The sequence below is a fragment of the Lysinibacillus sp. NPDC092081 genome, from assembly GCF_044755845.1.
GTDB lineage: Bacteria > Bacillota > Bacilli > Bacillales_A > Planococcaceae > Lysinibacillus.
Genome location: NZ_JBIVRU010000008.1, coordinates 135176 through 157018 on the forward strand (window position 1 = coordinate 135176; position 21843 = coordinate 157018).

Annotated in this window: 20 protein-coding genes; 2 read left to right on the forward strand and 18 right to left on the reverse strand. The window is 37.0% G+C overall.

Translation table 11 applies throughout. The features are described from left to right. Window positions 1-423 precede the first annotated feature (423 nt). From ACIQLB_RS13945 to ACIQLB_RS13975, 7 genes are all read right to left on the reverse strand, one after another. A complete protein-coding gene (locus ACIQLB_RS13945) occupies window positions 424-1719 on the reverse strand; it encodes a S1C family serine protease (RefSeq protein WP_400726624.1) in 1296 nt (431 codons plus the stop codon). 179 nt (window positions 1720-1898) lie between these two features. Beyond that, window positions 1899-2687: an MBL fold metallo-hydrolase gene (locus tag ACIQLB_RS13950; protein ID WP_400726627.1), complete on the reverse strand. Its 789-nt coding sequence runs from the start codon at window positions 2685-2687 to the stop codon at window positions 1899-1901. Next, complete coding sequence (locus ACIQLB_RS13955) at window positions 2687-3505, reverse strand: two-component system regulatory protein YycI (protein ID WP_400726630.1); 819 nt, start codon at window positions 3503-3505, stop codon at window positions 2687-2689. Before ACIQLB_RS13955 ends, ACIQLB_RS13950 begins: the two co-directional genes overlap by 1 nt. Then, window positions 3492-4817 carry a YycH family regulatory protein gene (locus ACIQLB_RS13960; protein ID WP_400726632.1) on the reverse strand — a complete coding sequence of 442 codons (1326 nt, stop codon included), beginning with the start codon at window positions 4815-4817 and terminating at the stop codon, window positions 3492-3494. Before ACIQLB_RS13960 ends, ACIQLB_RS13955 begins: the two co-directional genes overlap by 14 nt. Then, window positions 4814-6679 carry a cell wall metabolism sensor histidine kinase WalK gene (gene walK, locus ACIQLB_RS13965; RefSeq protein ID WP_400726636.1) on the reverse strand — a complete coding sequence of 622 codons (1866 nt, stop codon included), beginning with the start codon at window positions 6677-6679 and terminating at the stop codon, window positions 4814-4816. The genes ACIQLB_RS13960 and walK overlap by 4 nt, the downstream gene beginning before the upstream one ends. 6 nt (window positions 6680-6685) lie before the next feature. Next, a complete protein-coding gene (yycF, locus tag ACIQLB_RS13970; RefSeq protein WP_053482923.1) occupies window positions 6686-7399 on the reverse strand; it encodes a response regulator YycF in 714 nt (237 codons plus the stop codon). 220 nt (window positions 7400-7619) lie between these two features. Further along, the gene (locus ACIQLB_RS13975; protein ID WP_400726639.1) at window positions 7620-9080 is read right to left on the reverse strand and encodes a peptidoglycan DD-metalloendopeptidase family protein; all 1461 of its coding nucleotides are present in this window, start codon (window positions 9078-9080) and stop codon (window positions 7620-7622) included. 350 nt (window positions 9081-9430) lie between these two features. Between ACIQLB_RS13975 and ACIQLB_RS13980 the strand changes: the two genes are divergently transcribed. Further along, complete coding sequence (locus ACIQLB_RS13980; protein WP_400726732.1) at window positions 9431-10243, forward strand: YitT family protein; 813 nt, start codon at window positions 9431-9433, stop codon at window positions 10241-10243. A 48-nt stretch (window positions 10244-10291) separates the two neighbouring features. On the opposite strand, the gene ACIQLB_RS13985 is transcribed toward ACIQLB_RS13980, so the two are convergent. From ACIQLB_RS13985 to rpsF, 8 genes are all read right to left on the reverse strand, one after another. After that, window positions 10292-11584: an adenylosuccinate synthase gene (locus tag ACIQLB_RS13985; RefSeq protein WP_400726642.1), complete on the reverse strand. Its 1293-nt coding sequence runs from the start codon at window positions 11582-11584 to the stop codon at window positions 10292-10294. A 257-nt stretch (window positions 11585-11841) separates the two neighbouring features. Beyond that, window positions 11842-13203: a replicative DNA helicase gene (gene dnaB, locus ACIQLB_RS13990; RefSeq protein WP_370077916.1), complete on the reverse strand. Its 1362-nt coding sequence runs from the start codon at window positions 13201-13203 to the stop codon at window positions 11842-11844. A 13-nt stretch (window positions 13204-13216) separates the two neighbouring features. Then, window positions 13217-13663 (reverse strand): 50S ribosomal protein L9, encoded by a 447-nt coding sequence (gene rplI, locus ACIQLB_RS13995; RefSeq protein ID WP_400726646.1) that lies wholly within the window; start codon window positions 13661-13663, stop codon window positions 13217-13219. Continuing rightward, the gene (locus ACIQLB_RS14000; protein WP_400726648.1) at window positions 13660-15633 is read right to left on the reverse strand and encodes a DHH family phosphoesterase; all 1974 of its coding nucleotides are present in this window, start codon (window positions 15631-15633) and stop codon (window positions 13660-13662) included. The genes rplI and ACIQLB_RS14000 overlap by 4 nt, the downstream gene beginning before the upstream one ends. A gap of 12 nt (window positions 15634-15645) precedes the next feature. After that, the gene (locus ACIQLB_RS14005; protein ID WP_400726651.1) at window positions 15646-16587 is read right to left on the reverse strand and encodes a YybS family protein; all 942 of its coding nucleotides are present in this window, start codon (window positions 16585-16587) and stop codon (window positions 15646-15648) included. A gap of 616 nt (window positions 16588-17203) precedes the next feature. After that, window positions 17204-17440, reverse strand: a complete 237-nt coding sequence (gene rpsR / locus ACIQLB_RS14010) for a 30S ribosomal protein S18 (RefSeq protein WP_049662616.1) — start codon at window positions 17438-17440, stop codon at window positions 17204-17206. Window positions 17441-17478: 38 nt separating this feature from the next. Further along, entirely contained in the window at window positions 17479-18048 is a 570-nt protein-coding gene (ssb, locus tag ACIQLB_RS14015; RefSeq protein WP_400726655.1) for a single-stranded DNA-binding protein, read from the reverse strand. A gap of 44 nt (window positions 18049-18092) precedes the next feature. Continuing rightward, the gene (rpsF, locus tag ACIQLB_RS14020) at window positions 18093-18380 is read right to left on the reverse strand and encodes a 30S ribosomal protein S6 (protein WP_068985806.1); all 288 of its coding nucleotides are present in this window, start codon (window positions 18378-18380) and stop codon (window positions 18093-18095) included. A gap of 173 nt (window positions 18381-18553) precedes the next feature. On the opposite strand from rpsF, the gene ACIQLB_RS14025 reads away from it, so the two are divergent. Next, on the forward strand, window positions 18554-19114 hold the full coding sequence (locus tag ACIQLB_RS14025) for a DUF3267 domain-containing protein (protein ID WP_400726657.1): 561 nt from the start codon (window positions 18554-18556) through the stop codon (window positions 19112-19114). 68 nt (window positions 19115-19182) lie between these two features. On the opposite strand, the gene ACIQLB_RS14030 is transcribed toward ACIQLB_RS14025, so the two are convergent. The 3 genes from ACIQLB_RS14030 to ACIQLB_RS14040 form a co-directional block, all read right to left on the reverse strand. Then, entirely contained in the window at window positions 19183-20223 is a 1041-nt protein-coding gene (locus ACIQLB_RS14030; RefSeq protein WP_400726659.1) for an acyl-CoA dehydrogenase family protein, read from the reverse strand. 84 nt (window positions 20224-20307) lie between these two features. Beyond that, window positions 20308-21408, reverse strand: a complete 1101-nt coding sequence (gene ychF / locus ACIQLB_RS14035) for a redox-regulated ATPase YchF (protein ID WP_400726661.1) — start codon at window positions 21406-21408, stop codon at window positions 20308-20310. A 233-nt stretch (window positions 21409-21641) separates the two neighbouring features. Further along, a complete protein-coding gene (locus ACIQLB_RS14040; RefSeq protein ID WP_400726735.1) occupies window positions 21642-21842 on the reverse strand; it encodes a DUF951 domain-containing protein in 201 nt (66 codons plus the stop codon). Window position 21843 lies beyond the last annotated feature (1 nt).

Consider the following 21843-nt stretch of genomic DNA (forward strand, 5'->3'; position numbering starts at 1 on the left):
ATCTATTGTAACAAAGGTCAGGCGAGTATGGAAGAATAGGCTTTCTACCGCCACTAGCCGTGTATATGTTATTATTCACAATTTTCTAGTTATCCACAATATTTTCTAAATCATTCTTAATAATTCAGTCGATGTCTCCGAATATTTTTAGACTCATCACTATAATGTCCGACTGGAGGCGTCCGATGAGCCGCTTGGGCCAACACGATGTTGATCACGAAGGCGTTATCACAGGATGTGATAGTTTTAGCCTTCGTTCCTCTATTGCTGATCCTCAAGGAGTCACCCAGCCTCCACTACAATCAACTTATAAAAATGGCATACATTCTAACAAATATTAGCTCTAACTTTTGATGATAAATAATATTATTTGATTCCACAAAAAAATCAGTGGAGATCTTATAATCCCCACTGATTTCTAATTTACAACGAATCGCTATTTGTTAATGTTAGTGATAGATCCACTAATTTACCTTGGCGGTATACTTTCATCGTTAATTTATCACCAATTTTTTTGTCGTTATATAAATGTTTGCGTAAATCGATTGCAGTTTCGATTTTTTTGCCATCCATTTCAACAATTACATCGTATTGTTGAACGCCTGCTTTTGAAGCCGGAGAGTTCGCCACAACATCTGTAACAACAACACCTGTTGTTAAGTCTTTTGGCATTTTTAAAGTTTGTTGTTGGTAGAATGCCGGAACATCCGTTAAGTCCATTAATGAAATACCCATTGTTGGACGTTTCATTTCACCATTTTTCTCTAATTCCTCGATAATAGGAATTGCTGAGTTAATCGGAATTGAAAAGCCTAGACCCTCAACAGAGGATTCCGCAATTTTCATAGAGTTAATGCCGACTAATTCACCAGCAATATTTACAAGAGCACCACCGCTATTACCAGGGTTGATGGCTGCGTCTGTTTGTAATACTTCTTGCTGCCAATCTATTGTGCCATCATTATTTATGTCAACTGGTACAGAACGATCCTTACCAGAAACAACACCTGTAGTAACAGAGCCATAGAATTCTAAGCCCAGTGGATTACCGATTGCGATGACTGTTTCACCTTGTTTTAATACATCTGAGTTACCAAATGTCGCTACTGTCTTAACATCTTTAGAGCTGATTGAAATAACAGCTAGGTCTGTCCAAACATCGTGGCCAACTAATTTTGCTACTTCTTTCGAACCATCTGGCATTGTTACTTCTAACTGTTTTGCACCTTCAATAACATGGTTATTTGTCACGATAAAGGCTTTATCACCTTGAACTTTGTAAATAACACCTGAGCCGCTACCAGCAGGCTTGTCTGATGTAGATGGTGCATTCCAGAATCCGCCGCTTGTCACTTCTTGAATATTCGTAATCCCTACAACAGCCCCTGAAGCCTTATCTACAGCTTTCGTAACATCCGTCGTCACTTCTGTTGCAACTTGATTTATGGTTGTTTCATTTTTACCTGTGCTACCCGTTGAGCCTGGCATTTGATTGACAAGTCCAGGCATCATGAGCCAAACGAGTAAAGCGCCTATGATGACACCGATAAGACCCGTGAAAAAATAACCACCCTTACCTCCGCCACCGCCTTTCTTTTTATAACGCTTCTCCTGCATTTCTCGCTCCTCTTGTTCGAGTCGCTCCTGAAGAGGTGACTTCTGTATTTCATCATTTTTTAATAAATCATTATTCTTATCATCATCTTGAAAATAGCTCATTCTCCTCATCCTTTCCTTTATTAGTATTGGTTAGTTGTTACCCTAATATTACGACTCAAACATTAAAATCAGATGAAAAATAAATAAAATGGATATAAAAATAGCTGTTCAAAGCATTTTTTATAAAATGTCATTGAACAGCCTTATTAAAGCTTTATTTTTTTATTGTTTACTAATCATTAAACGGTAACTAATTTCGTCGGCTCTTCTGCATCTGTATCAAATAAATTTAAATACTCTCCAACAATAATGTCGCAGGATTGCAAAGTTTGTGTGACACTCATGCGCGCAAGCTCTTTCATGTTATTATCCATACTTAAATGTGATAAATAAATATTTGTTGGTTTTTCAAATACTACATCACTCATTGCTATAGCTGCATCCTCATTGGAAACGTGCCCTACATCACTTAAAATACGACGTTTTATAGACCATGGGTAACGCCCCATTTGTAGCATATTCACATCGTGGTTACTTTCAAATACAAAGGAATCAGCGCCTCGAATGATACCCTTCATACGGTCGCTAACATAGCCTGTATCCGTAATAACAACAAGCTTGCGTCCATTTTCATGGAAGCTATAGAACATTGGATCGGCTGCATCATGTGATACGGCAAAGGATTCAACAGCTAATGAACCAAAATGCTTTACAGTATCCATTTCAAATTCAAAACGTTGCTCTAAAGGTATTTCACCGACTAGCCCGTCCATCGCCTGCCACGTTTTGGCGTTGGCATAAATAGGTACACTATATTTTCGTGCCAATACACCAATTCCTTTAATATGATCACTATGCTCATGTGTAACGAAAATGCCACTTAGCTGTTTCATATTGCGGTCGATTTTTGTAAATAGTTGCTCCATCTTTTTGCCACTGAGACCCGCATCGACAATAAATGCGTGATCTTCATTCTCTACATAAATCGAATTTCCTGTACTGCCACTTGCTAAAACACTAAATCGCATTATTCAACTCCCCAGTCTTCCTCATCAGCCTTTTGCTTGTCTCCTTGGATTTCAATTACATTTCCTTCACTAGCATTGACAAAATATTCTTCTGTTTCTCCATCTAATTTCACTTGTACTTCCCATGTTGGTACTAATACTTGCGTTTGTGTTAAATAACCTTTTGTCGAGTAACCCAACTTCATTTGCGTAATACTCGATTCTGGCTTTAATTGCCCTTTATTATAAAGTGTCTGGATAATTTGAAGTGGTGGTATGACAGTTTCCTGTTTCTCCATTTCTTCGATATCATCAAGCATCGTTTGTTCATACATTGTAACTTCGTTGTCTGTATTCCACTGTACTTTTAATAAGGCACTCTCATTATAATAGAACATTCGATTGCCTTTCTTTTGGAAGAAGGTTGCGACACGTTCCTCACGATCCACCTTCCATAGTGCATAGGAATCGCCTTCTTTAACGTTTGCATGAACAAACTCTGTAATGCTTGTATCATCAATATTCCGTAATTTCACAGGGTTTATAAAAACAACACTTGGATGTGTCTCATCATTAATATTTCCTCGCTGATTGTCATCGTTAAAATCAGTACTTTTGAATGTATGCACTTTGCCCGTAATATACACAACAAATTCATTACTATTTGGCAGTGTTCCATACGTAATATTATCATCCTTTAAACGGGCTTCTATTGTTTTTTCGCCAGGTATCTCTATGCTCTTCGCTTCATTATAGGATTTAAAATATAACGAATACAAGAAGATATTTAAGATTAAAAAAACGAATATGAAAATAGATTTTGTTCTATTCCAATCCATTTTTGACACCTCCTAATGTTTCAGGTGTCAGTTTCGTCCATACACCGTTACGAATAACAAACCAGCATGGTTCTAATGTCATATTTAGTTCACTTTGATCTTGTGTTAAATAGTAGCCCACAACAATTTCATCTATATCTGATAAGACAATGTTATTAAGCTTTTGAATCTTTTCAACGATTTCCGATCCTGATGGCAATTCTTTAATCTCCTTTTCGGATGGAACGTCTGTATCTAAAGTAAAGTACGGGCGCTTGTAACGGAAAATACGATTATCTCCCCAAACGGTTGTAATTCGACTTACAGCCTGGTCACTATAAACTGGTAATCCTTGTAAATATAGCTGATAATCTAATTGATTATTACTAGTACTTGTGGATACATAGCGATAATCAGCTGTAAAGCCTCCGTGTTCATTGATAAATTCGTAACTATCTGTCAGGAGCTTGGAAGGCTCTATTCTTACACTGCTTTCTGCAGTTGGATAGACAAAAATCAATGATTTTAAATTCTTATCCACTGTCATTAGTGACATACCATCTTGATATTTTTCAGTGGTTGCACTTTCGTCAGTGCGTAGGACATTGTTTGGTTCTGTAAATAACACATTCTTAAAAATATCAGGTGATTGCATATCGATAAAATACGTATATTTCGCAGATTCAATTTTTTCGTTAGCCACATAAAGAGAGGTAAAGCCATCACGCTCTACTTCTTTAAAATTGCCATATGTTTTCGCTGGTTCAATAATATTTCGTACAAATTGATTAGCATTTTCTAGACTTACACGTGAACGCATCAATGATTCATTATTGCTACTAATGAAGAATACCTGTAATTCTTTGTTATTATAATTACTCCAATCTATAATCATACGATTAAAGGTTGTTTCAGGTAGCTCCTTATCAGCAAACTGAAAAATTGAACTAAAGGCAGAGTAAGGAATCTCACCCGTAAAAAAGACAGTCATACAATTATTAGTACGAATCATCTCGTTTACAGAATTGGCCGTAAGATTATTATTAACGGGCATTAAATCTAGGACATTCCATCCCTCAAATGCCTCCATAATATCTTGCATTACGCCATTAGATACGGTACCGGTAAATTCCTTATCAAAACGGTAAATAGCTTTATATGGACGAATTACATCCTCCATTTTTTTGGGTGTTCCAATGAGGATTTCTTTTCCTTCAGTCTGTTCAATAAATTTGTAATCTGGCGTGTATGTCCAAATCATAAAGGTTAAAACCACACTTAGCATAACGAGTAGGAATAAAACAACTGATTTAACTGGTTCTATATATTTCATTCCCACTCACCTGCCTCGTCAAAATCATCTAAATTAAGTGGTAATGTGAAGAAAACTGTTGTTCCATGTCCTTCTTCACTTTCGGCCCATATTTTACCACCATGAGCCTCAATCATTTCTCTGGCAATAGCTAGCCCTAGACCAGTTCCTCCCATAGATCGAGCTCGAGCCCGATCTACTCGATAGAAACGCTCAAAAATACGGCCTACATTTTCCTTAGGAATTCCCATTCCATCATCAGAAATCATAACCTTCAGCATATCTCCTTGCGCTGTAAAGCCAAAGCGAATATTACCTCCATCTGGTGAATACTTTATAGCATTGGAAATGATATTATCGATAACTTGTGTCACCTTGTCCGTATCAATTTCTACATAATAAGATGCCTCTGGGAATACACGTTCAAACATCACTTTGTCGGACTTAGACATTTCAAAACGATCAATAATACGGTTAAAGAAAGAATTGAATAAAACAATGTCTTGATTCAACTCATAATCGGAACTATCCATTCGTGATAACTGCAATAAGTCATTCACTAAACGAATCATACGCTCTGTCTCTGTTTGTGTAACATTCAAAAATGTTGGAGCAATATTTTCATCTTTCCATGCACCATCTGCTAACGCCTCTAAATAACTGCGCATCGTCGTTAATGGTGTCCGTAATTCATGTGATACATTTGATACAAATTCTCGACGATCCATTTCTATCTTTTCCTGCTCCGTAATATCGTGGAGGACGGTAATTAGACCATTAATAAAACCCGTTTCTTTTTGAATAACAGAGAAATTCGCACGTAAAATATACGGTGCGTCTGCCGTACTGAAATCTAAATTCACCGCATCATTCATGTGAATTAAATCCTCAAAACTATACTCTTGGTCAATACCTAAAACCGATGCAATCGGACGACCTAATGTAATATCTCTTGAAATATGCAGCAAATCTAATGCCGGATCATTAATAAGAATGATGCGCCCCTTTCGATCTGTCGCAATAACACCATCCGTCATATTACTTAGGACCGAATCAAGCTTTCGCCGCTCTGCCTCTGTAGTAGATTGCGCCTCCTGCAAGCGATTCGTTAAATGATTAAAGGTTATAGCAAGTTGCCCTATCTCATCTGTACCATAAACCCGCACTTTTCGAGAATAGTTACCCTTAGCCATCGCCTGTGCCTGCTTACGCATATCTGAAATTGGCTGTGTAATTGTTCGTGCCACTAATATCCCTAAAAAGATAGTGATTACCAAAGACACTGCCGTACCACCGAGGAAAATACGGTTAATGTCATTTACTTGTTTGAAAACCGATTCAATATTAGCTTCAATATAGAGTACCCCTATGATTTCATCATCAGGACCTGCACCATCTCGAATTGGTGAAGCTAACACCCACACTCGATTTCTTGTTTTATTATCCAGTTTGATGTTTTCAAATAATGTTTCTGCAGAGATTGCACGACGTACAAGATCATTATTCGAGCGCTGCCCAATCAAATTTTGATTGTCTATCTCTGATGTGGCGCGAATACGTTGTCTATTATCAATGACGCGGATTCCTAAAATATCTCCAGTAGAAACATCCTTCAATCCCGCAGAAAACTCCATTACAATCGTTTTCAGGCTTTCTTCAAGAGATGGCATACTATCATCGCGTTCTTTTAACATTTCTTCACGAATGCTATATTGCATCAAATCGACACGTTGAAAAATGGAGTCTCGAAAGTTGGTTTTTAAATTTGACTCTAATTCACGCGCAAAATAGATTCCTATTATTTGCAAAGCAAGAAGTATCAGTAAAATATAAATTAATACTAGTTTGACATGAATTGATTTAAAGAAGCTTACTTTCTGCATTCCTTTTTACTCCTGTTCAGGATTCCGTAAATAATAACCTACACCACGGCGTGTTACAATCCAAGCTGGATGACTAGGATTGTCCTCTATTTTTTCCCGTAAACGACGAATTGTTACATCTACTGTCCGTACGTCGCCGAAATAGTCATAGCCCCATACAGTTTGCAATAAATGTTCACGCGTCATTACTTGACCGATATGCTTACCTAAGTAATGTAATAATTCAAACTCTCTATGCGTTAGTTCAATTGCCTCGTCACGCTTCAATACTAAGTAAGCATCTGGTTGAATAACAAGAGAGCCTACTACAATTTCATTGGATTCTTCTTCAACCTCTTCGGCAGTAGGAGCTACTACCTGTAAGCGACGCATATTTGCCTTTACACGCGCAATAAGTTCACGTGTACTAAATGGCTTTGTCACATAATCATCTGCGCCCATTTCTAGTCCTAAAACTTTATCAATCTCAGAGCCTTTTGCGGTTAACATAATGATAGGGAAATCATATTTTTTTCGTATTTCTCTACACACTTCCATCCCATCACGCTTAGGTAACATTATATCTAAAAGCATTAAATCTGGTTGTTCTTCCTCAACCTTCTCTAGTGCCTCATCTCCATCATAAGCACAAATAACTTTATAGCCTTCTTTTATTAAATTAAACTGTAAAATATCTGCGATTGGTTTTTCATCGTCAACAACTAAAATGGTTTTGTCCATATATTTTTCTCCCTTTCGCTATTTATCTATTTTTAAATGTTGTGTATTTTTAAAGTCACTACTCTAACTCTACCATGCTTTTAACTTCTATGCATTATTCTAAATCTTGATATTGTATCCAACTATATTTCGACAAATATTTCTCGGGAAATAACATAGATTTATATACGAAGTATACAAAAAGACAGCCCTATTTCGGACTGCCTTCTATTCGAACTGATTAACGCCCTACATATGATAATGGATTTTCTAACGAACCATTTTTCTTAACCTCAAAGTGTAGATGTGTACCTGTTGAATTTCCAGTAGAGCCCATAATGCCTATAACAGAACCTTGTTCTACTACTTGTCCTACTTCCACTTTAATTGAAGATAGGTGTCCGTAAAGCGTTGTATAACCATTATTATGATTAATTACAATACGATTACCGTAGCTACCAGAGACACCAGCTGCAACAATAACACCATTATCTGAAGCTAAAATATTATAATTACTAGGACGGGCAATATCAATACCACGATGGAGTTCTCCCCAACGTTGGCCCATCCCACTTGAAATATAGCCACCCACTGTTGGCCAAGTAAATTCACCCGTACCACGAGAAGAAATCACCTTCGTACCAACTACTTCAATTTCGTCAATTGGTTGTTGTATGATTTCTTCTTCTAACGCAACTTTGGCTATACGAGTTCCATTTTCAGACGTTAATAAATATGATGTTTCTTTTCTTCCATTAACGCCTTGTCGTTTAATTACTTTCTCACCTTTATACATCGTCGGATCTTCTTCAACTATTTTCTTAAATGGAATTTCATCAGTAACTTTCTTCTCCTGTTTTACTTCAAGTGTTACTAATGGTTTAGCGACTGTTACGTTTAATGTTTGTCCGATCTGTAAAACTGTATCAGCAGTGATATCGGGATTTAATGCTAATAGCTCAGCTGTTGTTAATCCATATTTTTGAGCAACCGAGCCTAAAACATCACCTGATTGAATTTTATATGTTTCTCGCTCAAGAGAACCTGTCATTAAATACTTCACGGCTTCCTCAGGCGCTACAATAGCATTTGGTGCTACTTTTTGTGTTGTACCTGAAATCTCCTGTTTAAAAGAAATATCTAAAAGGCGCGTTTCACCAGTCTGTAATGGTGGCATATTCGTAGATTGCTGGTTAACATATATACTATTTAGCTCTTGCTGTGAAACATATTGTAGCTTTAGCATTCGAATAGTATCTTCATAAGCTTTTGTATCTTTTAAAGAAACTACAGGCTTATTAGCTACAAATAATGTAAAAGCTGGAGATTTAGCCACTAAAGATTGCTCTAATTTCTCCAAAATATTCGCATCTTTAGTTTGATTACTAAATACTATCTCTGGGATTATTTTAACAGAAGAACTAGCATCGATAGATAATTCTTTGTATTGTTGATTTGCTTCTTTTCTCTTTGATGCAATGATTTCTTTGATCGCTTGCTCATTAGAGACCGCATCTATATATTTATTCCCCACGTAAACGTGATTAACTTTATTTAAATCTTCTTTATGATTTTCTTTTGCAAAACCTACATTAAACGTTAAACTTGTCATTACAACTGTAATAATGGATACCTTTTTAATTGAAGAAAAATTGTAAGTGAATCTATTGTTTTTTTCTTTTCTTGACCAAGACAAACTCATTAATAAAGCCCCTTCCAACTTTAACCTATCATAGGATTAATTACCCACAAAGATTTTTTGCACCACTACACTGTACCATAAAGAAAATATGGTTTGACTGTTTTCATCTTTTTGTAATGTAAATGTATTAATTCTCTACTAATTGTTACATAATTCCTATTTTTGTAGCTATTAATATAATTTTAGACTTATTGCTTTTTGCTTCTTTAATATTCAGATAAAATAGAGATAGGATATACTAGTTGATTGGAGCGATTAATTTGAATGATTCACAAACCTCTGGAATAACCCCTAAAGTAAGAAAGCCCCAACGTAAGAATACCGTTCGTAAACTTATAATTAGGACCATTATGGTGGCATTGGGTGCAGTTATTATGGCATTGGGGTTGGAGCTATTTTTAGTACCAAACCACATTATGGATGGTGGAATCGTAGGTGTTTCCATTATCACTTCTCATTTATTAAATTTACCTCTTGGTATTTTCATCTTCATTTTAAACTTACCCTTTATCTTTTTAGGCTATAAACAAATCGGTAAGACTTTTGCACTTTCCACAGGACTCGGAATTACAGTACTCTCATTAACAACACTTTTCTTACATAATCTAAACCCGTTTACTCAAGATACGCTTTTGGCCACAGTTTTTGGAGGCATGATTTTAGGTATTGGTGTCGGCATTGTCATTCGTTATGGTGGTTCATTAGATGGGACAGAAATTTTAGCTATTTTATTTAATAGAAAAACACCGTTCTCCGTTGGTGAAATTATTATGTTCTTCAATTTACTCATCTTTACGGTAGCAGGATTTGTGTTTACATGGGAACAAGCAATGTACTCTATCCTAGCGTACTATATTGCCTATAAAATGATTGATATCGTCATTCAAGGGATGGAGGAATCAAAATCTGTTTATATCATTAGTGACGACATTGATGAAATTGGACAGACCATTATGGACCGACTTGGTCGAGGAGTAACCTTCCTTCATGGTGAGGGAGCTTATACGGGGAACGATAAAAAGGTTATTTTTACCGTCATTACTCGATTAGAGGAATCGAAGCTTAAATCCATCGTCGCTGAAATTGATGATCATGCATTCCTAGCAATTGGTAATATTGCAGAGGTTAAAGGTGGTCGCTTCAAGAAGAGAGATATTCACTAATGATAAAAAGGACGTACCGCATATGGTACGCCCTTTTGTGATTTATAATTATTTTGCTTCCCAAACGTCCACTAAAACGTTCGTTTGTTCACGTGCAGGACCAACAGAGAAAGTAGCAATTTCAATACCAGTTAATTCACTCACGCGTTCTACATAGCGTCGTGCATTCTCAGGTAGCTCTTCTAATGTTTTGCAGCCTGTAACATCTTCTGACCAGCCTGGAAGCTCTTCATAAATTGGTTCACATTGTTCAATAATATGAAGGTTTGCTGGATACTCAGTAATTGTTTCATCTTTATATTTATACGCAGTACAAATTTTCACTGTTTCTAAGCCAGATAAAACATCAATTGAATTAAGCGCAAGATGCGTAATACCACTTACTCGACGTGAATGGCGTACAACTACCGTATCAAACCAGCCTACACGACGTGGACGGCCAGTTGTTGTACCGTATTCACGACCAACTTCACGAATTTGTTGACCCACTTCATCAAATAATTCAGTTGGGAACGGACCATCACCAACACGAGATGTATAGGCTTTAGATACACCAATAACACTTGTAACTCGTGATGGACCAACGCCAGCACCGATTGCTACTCCACCGGCAACAGGATTTGAAGATGTTACAAATGGGTACGTACCTTGATCGACATCAAGTAAAATACCTTGTGCTCCTTCAAATAACACTTTGCCGCCTTCATCTAGTACATCATTTAAGATTTTCGATGTGTCTGCTACATATTTTGCGATTTCTTGTCCATAGTTGTAATATTCCTCGAAAATTTCTTCGAATGTTACACCTTCAACTTCGTAAAATTTCTCAAATAACTTATTCTTAATTGCTAAATTTTGACGTAGTTTTTCTTCAAATACATCTTTGTCTAGTAAATCAGCCATACGGATACCGATACGTGCTACTTTATCCTGATAACATGGTCCAATCCCTTTACAAGTCGTACCAATTTTATTATCGCCACGGCTTTCCTCATCAGCGATATCTTGCTTAATATGATATGGCAAAATAACATGTGCACGATTAGAAATTCGTAAATTATCTGTATCAACGCCACGCTCTTGTAAGCCTCTAAGCTCAGTAACTAATGACTTTGGATTAACAACCAAACCATTTCCGATTACTGAAGTTTTTTCTTTATAGAAAATACCTGATGGAATTAAATGCAACTTGTAAGTTTCACCATCAAATTTAATAGTATGTCCTGCATTATCACCGCCTGCAAAACGAGCGATTGCATCGGCTTTTTGTGAAAGGAAATCCGTAATTTTACCTTTTCCTTCGTCTCCCCACTGTGTTCCTACAACTACAACTGATGTCATAGTCAGCACCTCCGTTAGATACGATTTGTATCTCAATTTTTAAGCCGTTAATTATTGTATCAATGATAGAAACGCCTAGTCAACAAAAATACTTAAAAACACGAACATAAAATCAAAAAATATGATTCAACGTTCGTGTTTAATAACAGAATGGTATGAATATTATCTAACATTCAGATTAATTCCGTCTTGGTGAAATCTCCAACGTTGAGTTCCTCTAAAAGAAGGAAGTTTTTCTTATGAATGAAGATTAATATTTAATCACGTGGAGGTGGTGGCGGCATTTGCGACCAATCCACATTAATGAATTTATTGAATTCTTTTTTAAAAGCAAGTGTAACTGTACCCGTTGGACCGTTACGCTGTTTAGCAATAATAATTTCAATCATATTTTTACTCTCGGATTCTTTATCGTAATAATCATCACGATATAAGAAGGCAACAATATCAGCATCTTGCTCAATACTTCCCGATTCACGTAAGTCACTCATCATAGGTCGCTTATCCTGACGTTGCTCAACGCCACGAGATAGCTGTGATAGTGCAATGACTGGAACCTTTAATTCACGTGCTAAACCTTTTAAAGAACGTGAAATCTCAGATACTTCTTGCTGACGGTTCTCCCCCGGCTTACCACTACCTTGAATAAGCTGTAAATAATCAATCAAAATCATACCGAGGCCATGCTCCTGTGCTAAACGTCGACATTTTGCTCGAATTTCATTGATACGTACACCTGGTGTATCATCAATAAAAATTCCAGAATTCGATAAACTCCCCATTGCCATAGTTAGTTTACCCCAATCTTCCGTTGTTAAAGCACCTGTACGTAAAACTTGTGCATCTATATTTCCCTCCGCACAAAGCATACGCATAACTAGCTGCTCAGCACCCATCTCTAAGGAGAAGATTGCAACATTTTCACGTGCTTGAACGGCAACACTTTGCGCAACATTCAATGCAAAGGCTGTTTTCCCTACAGAAGGACGTGCCGCTACAATAATTAAATCGTTGCGCTGGAAACCAGCTGTTATATGGTCTAAATCACGGAAGCCTGTCGGGATACCTGTAACATCACCTTTTTGTGATTGCATCTTTTCGATGTTATCAAAGGTTTCCACCAATACGTCTTTGACATGCTTAAAGTCACCCGCATTTTTACGATTGGCTACCTCCATCATTTTCTTCTCTGCTTCGCCTAGTAATGCCTCTACCTCATCCTCACGAGTATAGCCATCTTCTACTATTTTAGTAGCTACACGTATTAAACGACGCAATAAGGCCTTTTCTTCGACAATTTTCGCATAGTGTGCGACGTTAGCAGCGGTAGGGACAGCATTGGCGAGCTCTAGTAAATACGATAGCCCGCCAACATCCTCAATTTCTTTTTTAGCTGATAATTCTTCAGTAACTGTTACAACATCTATCGCTTTTCCTTGATCACTTAAACGTAGCATCGTTTCAAAAATTGTCTTATGTGCATTATGATAAAAATCATCTGCTAGTAAAATTTCAGATGCAGTGATTAACGATTGAGGATCGAGGAAAATTGCACCGATAACCGATTGCTCCGCTTCCCGGTTATGCGGTGGAACGCGATCCATCATCGGTTCGTTCATGGATCGTCGCCCCTTATTCTTCCGTTACATGAACTTTTAATGCTGCTGATACTTCGTGATGTAGTTTTACAGGTACATTTGTAAAGCCTAGCGCACGAATTCCATCACTTAAAGTCATTTTACGTTTATCAATTTTTATGCCATGCGTTTTTTGAAGTGCATCAGCAATTTGCTTTGTAGATACTGAGCCAAATAGGCGACCACCTTCACCTGATTTTGCTTTTAATTCTACTGTTAAAGTTTCTAATTTTTCTTTTAATGCTTTCGCTTCAGCTAATTCTGCAGCAGCATTTTTAGCTTCTAAATTCTTTTGACCTTCTAATTGACTTAATGCTTGTGCATTTGCTTCAGCAGCATAGCCATTTTTAATTAAGAAGTTTTGTGCATAGCCGTCTGCTACATTTTTAACTTCTCCTTTTTTCCCTTTTCCTTTAACATCTTTTAAAAATACTACTTTCATGATTCCGAACTCCCTTCGAGTACCTCATTTATGGCCTCTTCTAAATGTTTTTCTACTCCAGCAATGGAATTTGCTTCGACTTGGCAAGCTGCATTTGTTAAATGTCCGCCGCCGCCTAGCTTTTCCATAACAAGCTGTACGTTTATCTCGCCAAGTGATCTTGCACTTATGCCGATTTTGCCATCTGAACGATGCGCAATGACAAAGGAAGCACCAACATCCTTCATTGTTAGTAAAATGTCAGCTGTTTGCGCAATTAGTACAGAATCATACACTTTCGCTTCCTCACCTACAGCAATAGCAATACCCGGCTTCACAAACTTAACAGTTTGCACTATTTTAGAACGCTCGATATACGTATCGACGTCTTCTTTTAATAATCGCTGTACTAGCACTGTATCGGCACCATTTGTCCGTAAATAAGAAGCCGCTTCAAACGTACGGGCTCCTGTACGCAATGTAAAACTCTTCGTATCGACAATAATTCCCGCCAGCAATGCCGTAGCCTCTAACATATTAATCTTCGCACGTTTTGGTTGATACTCGAGTAACTCTGTTACAAGCTCAGCTGTAGACGATGCATATGGCTCCATATAAACAAGCGTTGGATTTTCTATAAAATCTTCACTTCGACGATGGTGATCAATCACCACAACCTTTTCAGCCAATTTTAATAGATGCGAATCGATGACTAAATCCGGTTTATGCGTATCGACAATAACAAGCAATGATTTTTCTGTCATTCTTGCCGCAGCTTCATCTGGTGTCAGGAAATTTTCATAGAAATCCGATTTACTCTCAATTTCATTCATTAAACGTGTTACACTTCCGTTTAATTCCTCAAAATTTATGATCACATAGCCCTTCACATCATTCATTTGTGCCATTTTACGTACACCAACAGAGGCACCAATAGAGTCCATATCAGGGTTTTTATGTCCCATAACAAACACTTGGTCACTATCCTGAATTAAATCACGTAGTGCATGGGAAATAACACGTGCTCTAACGCGTGTACGTTTCTCAACTGGGTTCGTTTTCCCGCCATAGAACTTTAGCTTCCCTGAAGGTTGCTTGATGGCAACCTGATCACCACCACGACCTAAAACAAGATCTAAACTTGATTGTGCTAGTTCACCAAGCTCTACTAATGAAGATGACCCTGCGCCAACACCAATACTTAATGTTAATGACATATTTTTTTGCGCTGTTTTTTCTCGAATGGTATCTAAAATGGCAAATTTTTTCTTTTCAAGCTCCATTAAAATGGATTCGTTTAATACAGCTAAAAAACGATCGGATGATATTCGTTTTACAAATATTCCTTGCTCAGCTGCCCAATCATTAACAATTGATGTCACCATCGTATTCGTTAAACTACGTGGTTGGTCATCCATTGCTTGCGTAATCTCGTCATAGTTATCAACAAATAAAATTGCAATAACTGTACGATCTGCATAGTATTGTTTTTCAATAGCTATCTGCTCAGTGATATCAAAGAAATATAGTAAATTCTCTTCTTTTTTATAATAAACTCGATATTTACGATCACGGAGCGTAATCGTATCTTCGTTTGTCTCTTCGCTCTTCATTAGCACGTAAATGTCGTCAGATATATTAACGATTCCTTCACCTACTAAATTCTCCATATTTAAAACGCCTTGCATATATGGATTCGACCATTCTATTTCATATTGATCATTGACAAGTAAAATCCCGATTGGCATTTCAAGCAATGCCTCTTCCCCAACCTTTTTCATGCGGAAAGAGATGGATTCAATATGCTTTTCTGTTTCATCAAAGGTAATCTTTTCTACCTTCCACGTATAGGCCATTAATAGAACAAAACCTACTCCATAACCGAAACCTATCCCGATATTCCAAATACATAAAAGCACGAACGTCACAATGCCAAAAATGGAAAGAACAAAAAGCGGATAGCGGATTGGTCGTTTTCTAAAAGTCCCCATTACATCAGCCCCTTATTCTTTAGTTTTTCCCTTCACAAGTGAACGTACGTCGAAACCTAAATCTACGATGCCTAGCAATATCATAAAGGATGATAGTGGTAAGGCTAACAAAGTAGCTATCCATTTTACACCATTTGGCATTCCCTTTTTAGAAATAATGTAATGTATAAAGGAAATCCCCTGCAGGATTAATAACATCCATAAAATATAAGAAACATTTAAAACAATAATATCTAATGTAGATCCAGATTCTGGACGCATAAATAAATTAATACATAAAATAATCATGTAATACCATAAAATAGATCGTGGTAGACGCATATTTTGGAACGGTGCAAATTTTGGAACGTCTAAACCAAGACGTTTTAATACAGGTAAATTTAACGTTATGATAATAAATGCTGTCATAAATGCAAAGATTGTTACTGTTGCAGGTATTGTCAGCTCAATTATTTTTAACATAGCCTCTATTTGCTCTGACTGAAACACTACTTGACCTGTCACAGTTTTTGCAAGTTCATTTGATTGCTCATAATTTTCGCGTAAAAGCTCCGTGCTCATGTTAATGATATTGATACCAGCAAATTGAACATAGGCTACATAGACAATTGCCATTGATAGAAGAACAGCAACCCCAGACGACATGAATAGGTAAAGTTTGCTCTTCTTTAGATTAATTGCACTTCCTATAACGGCACCAAGTAATGCCAAAATAAAGGCAAATGGTAACATAGTTATGCCACTCGTTAAAGTGGTTAAGATACACCCTACTATTGCTACAAATATTGATGAGGAACGCTTGTAATTTGCGCTATACCAAGCAATCGGTAGTGGAGCAAATAGTAGACTTACTATAAAAATGAATGGTACATATGCAGAAATTAGCATTAGAATCGTAAAGATTGCGGCCATCATTGAGCCTTGTACAAGCGCCTTTGTTTGATTATTCGGCATTGAAAACCTTCCTTTTTTCAGTCAAACTTACTGACCTTTATTGTACCATTTTTTCAGGTTATTGAACAAAAAACGCTAAGAACAACTGGATGCTTTGTCATTAATTTTGTAGAACCAATGACTAAAGCGTAAAATACATAGCTATATAGGAGATTTTTTACCGAAAAAGCATAACAAATTCATTAATTAAGTTCTTCTTTATATATATTGAAATTTTTTACCGAAAAAAATTGATCTGCTTTAAGACAGTTACTACTACATGAAAAAAGGCTTTTAATCGAAATGATTATAAGCCGTTTTGTTTTTTAAAAATGTTACTTAGTCGATTGGTCATCTCATTCATACGTTCAGAAATACGATAGCGTTTTGTTTCTCAATCTCTAATATTTCATTTTTTCTTTATTCATGTCACTTAAAAGTGTAATAAATTCTTATACTAATAGCAAATGGTAATATATAGAGCAATTACTGAGATAAAATCAACCATATTACCGAAATAAGGATATCCATTTTCATCTTCCAGGTTACAAGATTAGCCTTCTTTAGCACTAACTCCATTTTTATAAATAAAAAAAGCACACCAAAGTTTAAACCTTGTTGTGCCTTTATTTATATCTTATTTATCTTCTGCTACGAATGGAAGTAATCCCATAATACGAGAAACTTTGATAGCTGAAGTTAATTTACGTTGGTACTTAGCGCTAGTGCCAGTTACGCGACGTGGTAAAATTTTACCGCGCTCAGAGATGAATTTTTTAAGTAAATCTACATCTTTATAGTCGATATTCGTAATGTTATTAGCAGTGAAGTAGCAAACTTTACGGCGTTTGCGGCCTCCGCGACGTGGTGCCATAGTATGTCTCCTCCTTATCATTTTTTATTTTAGAAGCATTAGAATGGTAAGTCATCCTCAGATACTTCTATCGGTCCTTTGCTATTAGCAAATGGATCCTCATCTACACGTGTATAATTCGGCTGATTCATAGGTGGTTGATTTTGCTGATAAGCATCGCCGCCAAATGAACCCTGCCCTGGCATAGCACCACCAAACTGTTGCTGTGGTTGTCCACCGCCATATGACGGTTGATTATTACCGTAAGTATTCTGCCCACCATATTGAGGAGCAGGAGCACCGCTAGTATTACGAGGCTCTAAAAACTGTACGCTATCTGCCACTACATCTGTTGTGTATACTCGTTTACCATCTTGTCCTTCATAGCTGCCTGTTTGAATGCGACCTTCCACTCCAATTAAACTTCCTTTTTTCATGAAGTTCGCTAAGTTTTCAGCCTGTTTGCGCCATGCAACACAGCTAATGAAATCAGCTTCGCGATCACCTTGTTGGTTTGAGAATGTTCGATTCACAGCAACTGTAAATCTTGTAGACGCAACACCATTAGGCGTATAGCGTAACTCAGGATCTTTTGTTAGTCTTCCAACTAATACGACACGGTTTATCATCAGAAATGCAACCTCCTTTTCAGCATTTTGTTAAAAATAAATGATTATGCTTCTTGGCGAACCGCAATGTGACGAATGATATCTTCGCTAATGTTAGCAAGACGTGTGTATTCGTTAATTGCATCTGAAGTAGCGTTTACTTTCACGATTTGGTAGAAACCTTCACGGAAGTCTTGAATTTCATAAGCTAAGCGGCGTTTGCCCCACTCTTTTGATTCGATGACTTCTGCACCGTTAGAAGTTAAGATTTCGTTGAAACGTTCAACTAAAGCTTTCTTCGCTTCGTCTTCAATGTTCGGACGTACGATGTACATTAATTCGTATTTTCTCATCTGTTTACACCTCCTTATGGACTTAGGCTCTCCTGTACACAGGGAGCAAGGAGCAAGTAATAATTATTACTCACATCAATGAATTGTAACATATAGACGCATGTCTTTCAAGTCGCAAACAAACAATTCATTCTATATAATGAACTTAATTCATGAATGAACGGAGGATCTTCATGCAACCAGATAAAGAACCTATCGTAATAGAGTTGGATATCAAAAAACTAATGATGGACAATATTGTTGTCACAAGTGGTCTCGTCATATTATTTGTAGCTATTCAATATATTTGCTTTAAAGATTTTGATTTTTCATTTTGGAATATGATTATTGGATCTATCCTTTTCGTTATTCTGTATATTGTTCTCATTGTCTTACATGAAGCCTTTCATTTAATTGGCTTTATGGTATTTGGAGGTGTACCCTTTAAATCATTAAAATATGGCCTGAATTTAGAGCTTGGCATAGCGTACGCAACAACTGAACAACCGTTACCGAATCATGCAATGAAGAAAGCTTTATTACTTCCATTTTGGACAACTGGTGTTCTCCCGACAATTGCTGGTTTCTACTTTAACAGTACTGTTTTAGTATTAGTTGGTGCTTTTTTAATCGCTGGAGCAGTCGGTGATTTTTCCATGTACAAAGAATTACGTAAATACCCCAAAAATGCATTAATACAGGATGATCCTCATTTACCTAAGCTTTATGTATATTTGCCCGAGGAAAAGAAATAACTTTGCTGAGAGTCACGTTAAAAATAGAATCTGCTTGTCTCCAAGCAGATTCTATTTTTAACACAAATTCACAAAGTTAAAAAACCATGCTGTGCAGCTGTATATAAATTTCTCCAAATACGATTAATTGAAGATGTCTCCGTAATTGCATCCATACCAAGCCTACGTATTAAGCTATTGGCAATGTCTATACAAGCCGTTGCAGTATCTTTACTTATTCGTGATAATTGTTGTAGTTCTTCCTCAGTCAATTCATGACCTTCTTTATGTTTTTGCCAGTGTTCATTCAACTTTGAGTAAAATTTCTCTTCAAGCTGTCCAAAGTTCTTCTGTTGCTGCATCAACAGAAATTGTATAGCGCCCATACGTTCAGTACGGCTTGGATCATGCTTTCTTTGCTTTACTAATATAGACGCCTCTTCTAAGAAATTTTCTGTTATCCCGAGACAGACGCTTATAAAAGAGGCTTCTGCAAATGCTCCAAACGGAAAACTATGTACCGCACTTCCATACTTGTTTTTAATTGTGCCTAATTGGAATGTTTCCTCTTGTGGTACCCAAACATTTTGCACACGAATCGTATGACTAGCTGTCGCCTTTAAGCCCATTGCTCGCCAATCATTAAGAACCTCTACTTGATCACGATTTATTGAGCAACTAATTATTTCATCTGTTCTAGCTCCTTCATCCTCGACAAAGCAATTCATCGTAAAAGTTGTAGCATAATCTGCTCCACTACAATACTTCCATTGGCCTGTTACTCTATACCCCTCACCTTTTTTTACTGCTATGCCCGTAGGATAGCCACTACCTGCTATGACTGCATTTCTTGGTGAAAATATTTTTTCACAAACTTCTTTGTTCAATGTTGGAATAAACGCGTTACCCCCTGTCCCTATTGTGACAAGCCAGCCAAAGTTGCCATCAAGTGCAGACATTTGCTGGAATACTTTAATGCCCTCTAGTAGATCTAAATCTTTACCGCCTAATTCCTTTATAGTGAATAGCTTAAACAATTGATGCTCATAAATAAGCTCTACTATATCTTCTGGTAATCTCCCTAGCTGTTCAATCTCTAAACCACGTTCTTTAATTTGTAATATATTCATACTAACCTACCCTCCGGATTGAAAATTCAGATAAGTATATAAACAAAAAAGGCAATCCTTTGAAAGATTGCCCCTGTTCGTATTTTACACATTGAAACGGAATAACATAATATCGCCGTCTTGCACTACATATTCTTTACCTTCAAGACGTACTTTACCAGCTTCCTTAGCAGCAGCTTGAGAACCAGCCTCTACTAAATCATCGAAAGCAACTGTTTCGGCACGAATAAATCCACGTTCAAAGTCTGTATGAATGACTCCTGCACATTGTGGTGCCTTCATACCTTTACGGAACGTCCATGCACGTACCTCTTGTACCCCAGCAGTGAAGTAAGTTGCTAGTCCTAGTAAATCATATGAAGTACGGATTAATTGGTCTAAACCCGATTCTTTAATGCCTAGCTCTTCTAAGAACATTGCTTTTTCTTCATCATCAAGCTCAGAAATTTCTTCCTCGATTTTTGCACAAATTGTGATAACTTGAGCTCCTTCAGCAGCTGCATACTCACGTACCTTTTGCACATATTCGTTATTATCTGCGTCAGCTACTTCATCTTCTGAAACGTTTGCCACATAAAGCATAGGCTTAATTGTTAAAAGATGAAGTCCTTTAATAACCTTTAGCTCGTCTTCTGAAAGCTCTGCAGCACGTGCCGGTCGACCGTTTTCTAATTGTTCTTTAACTTTCACAAGAATTGGTTCTTCAATCATGGCTTCTTTGTCTTTTTGCTTTGCCATTTTGCCAACACGTTGTAATCGCTTATCAACAGATTCTAAATCAGCAAGTGCAAGCTCTAAATTAATGACCTCAATATCGTCAATCGGATCAACTGCACCTGATACGTGTGTAATATTTTCATCTACAAAGCAACGTACTACCTGGCAAATTGCATCTACTTCACGAATATGAGCAAGGAATTTGTTCCCTAAACCTTCACCCTTTGAAGCGCCCTTTACGATCCCAGCAATATCAGTAAACTCAAATGCTGTTGGTACTGTTTTTTTAGGTATTACTAATTCTGTTAATTTATCTAAACGTGCGTCTGGTACTTCAACAATACCGACGTTAGGATCGATTGTTGCGAATGGATAGTTTGCAGCCAATGCGCCCGCTTTTGTAATTGCGTTAAATAATGTTGATTTTCCTACGTTAGGTAAACCAACGATTCCAGCTGTTAATGCCATGAATGGACACAACCTTTCTATGATCTGTTCAAATTTGCTCTTATTTCCCGTACTAACGGATACTGTGAGGTTACAGAAGTCCTCACTGATGAATCACTGTATAACCCTATCTATTATATTGATTCACTCATAAAAAGTCTAATACACATCAATTTCGCCTTGGCGTAATTGCGTCCGGAGGCTTTATCTTGAATCAGTGGGTGTCACTAACGCCTACTGATTCAAGATACAAACTAGTCTTCACTAACGGAAATTAAAACCTTTTTCATTTTTTTCTCAAATTCGCGGCGTGGAATCATGACACTATGCTGACAGCCTTCACATTTAATGCGTACATCCGCCCCCATCCGAATAATTTTCCACTTATTTGTACCGCATGGATGCTGCTTTTTCATTTCAACAATATCGTTTAAACCAAATTTCTTCGCTTCCATA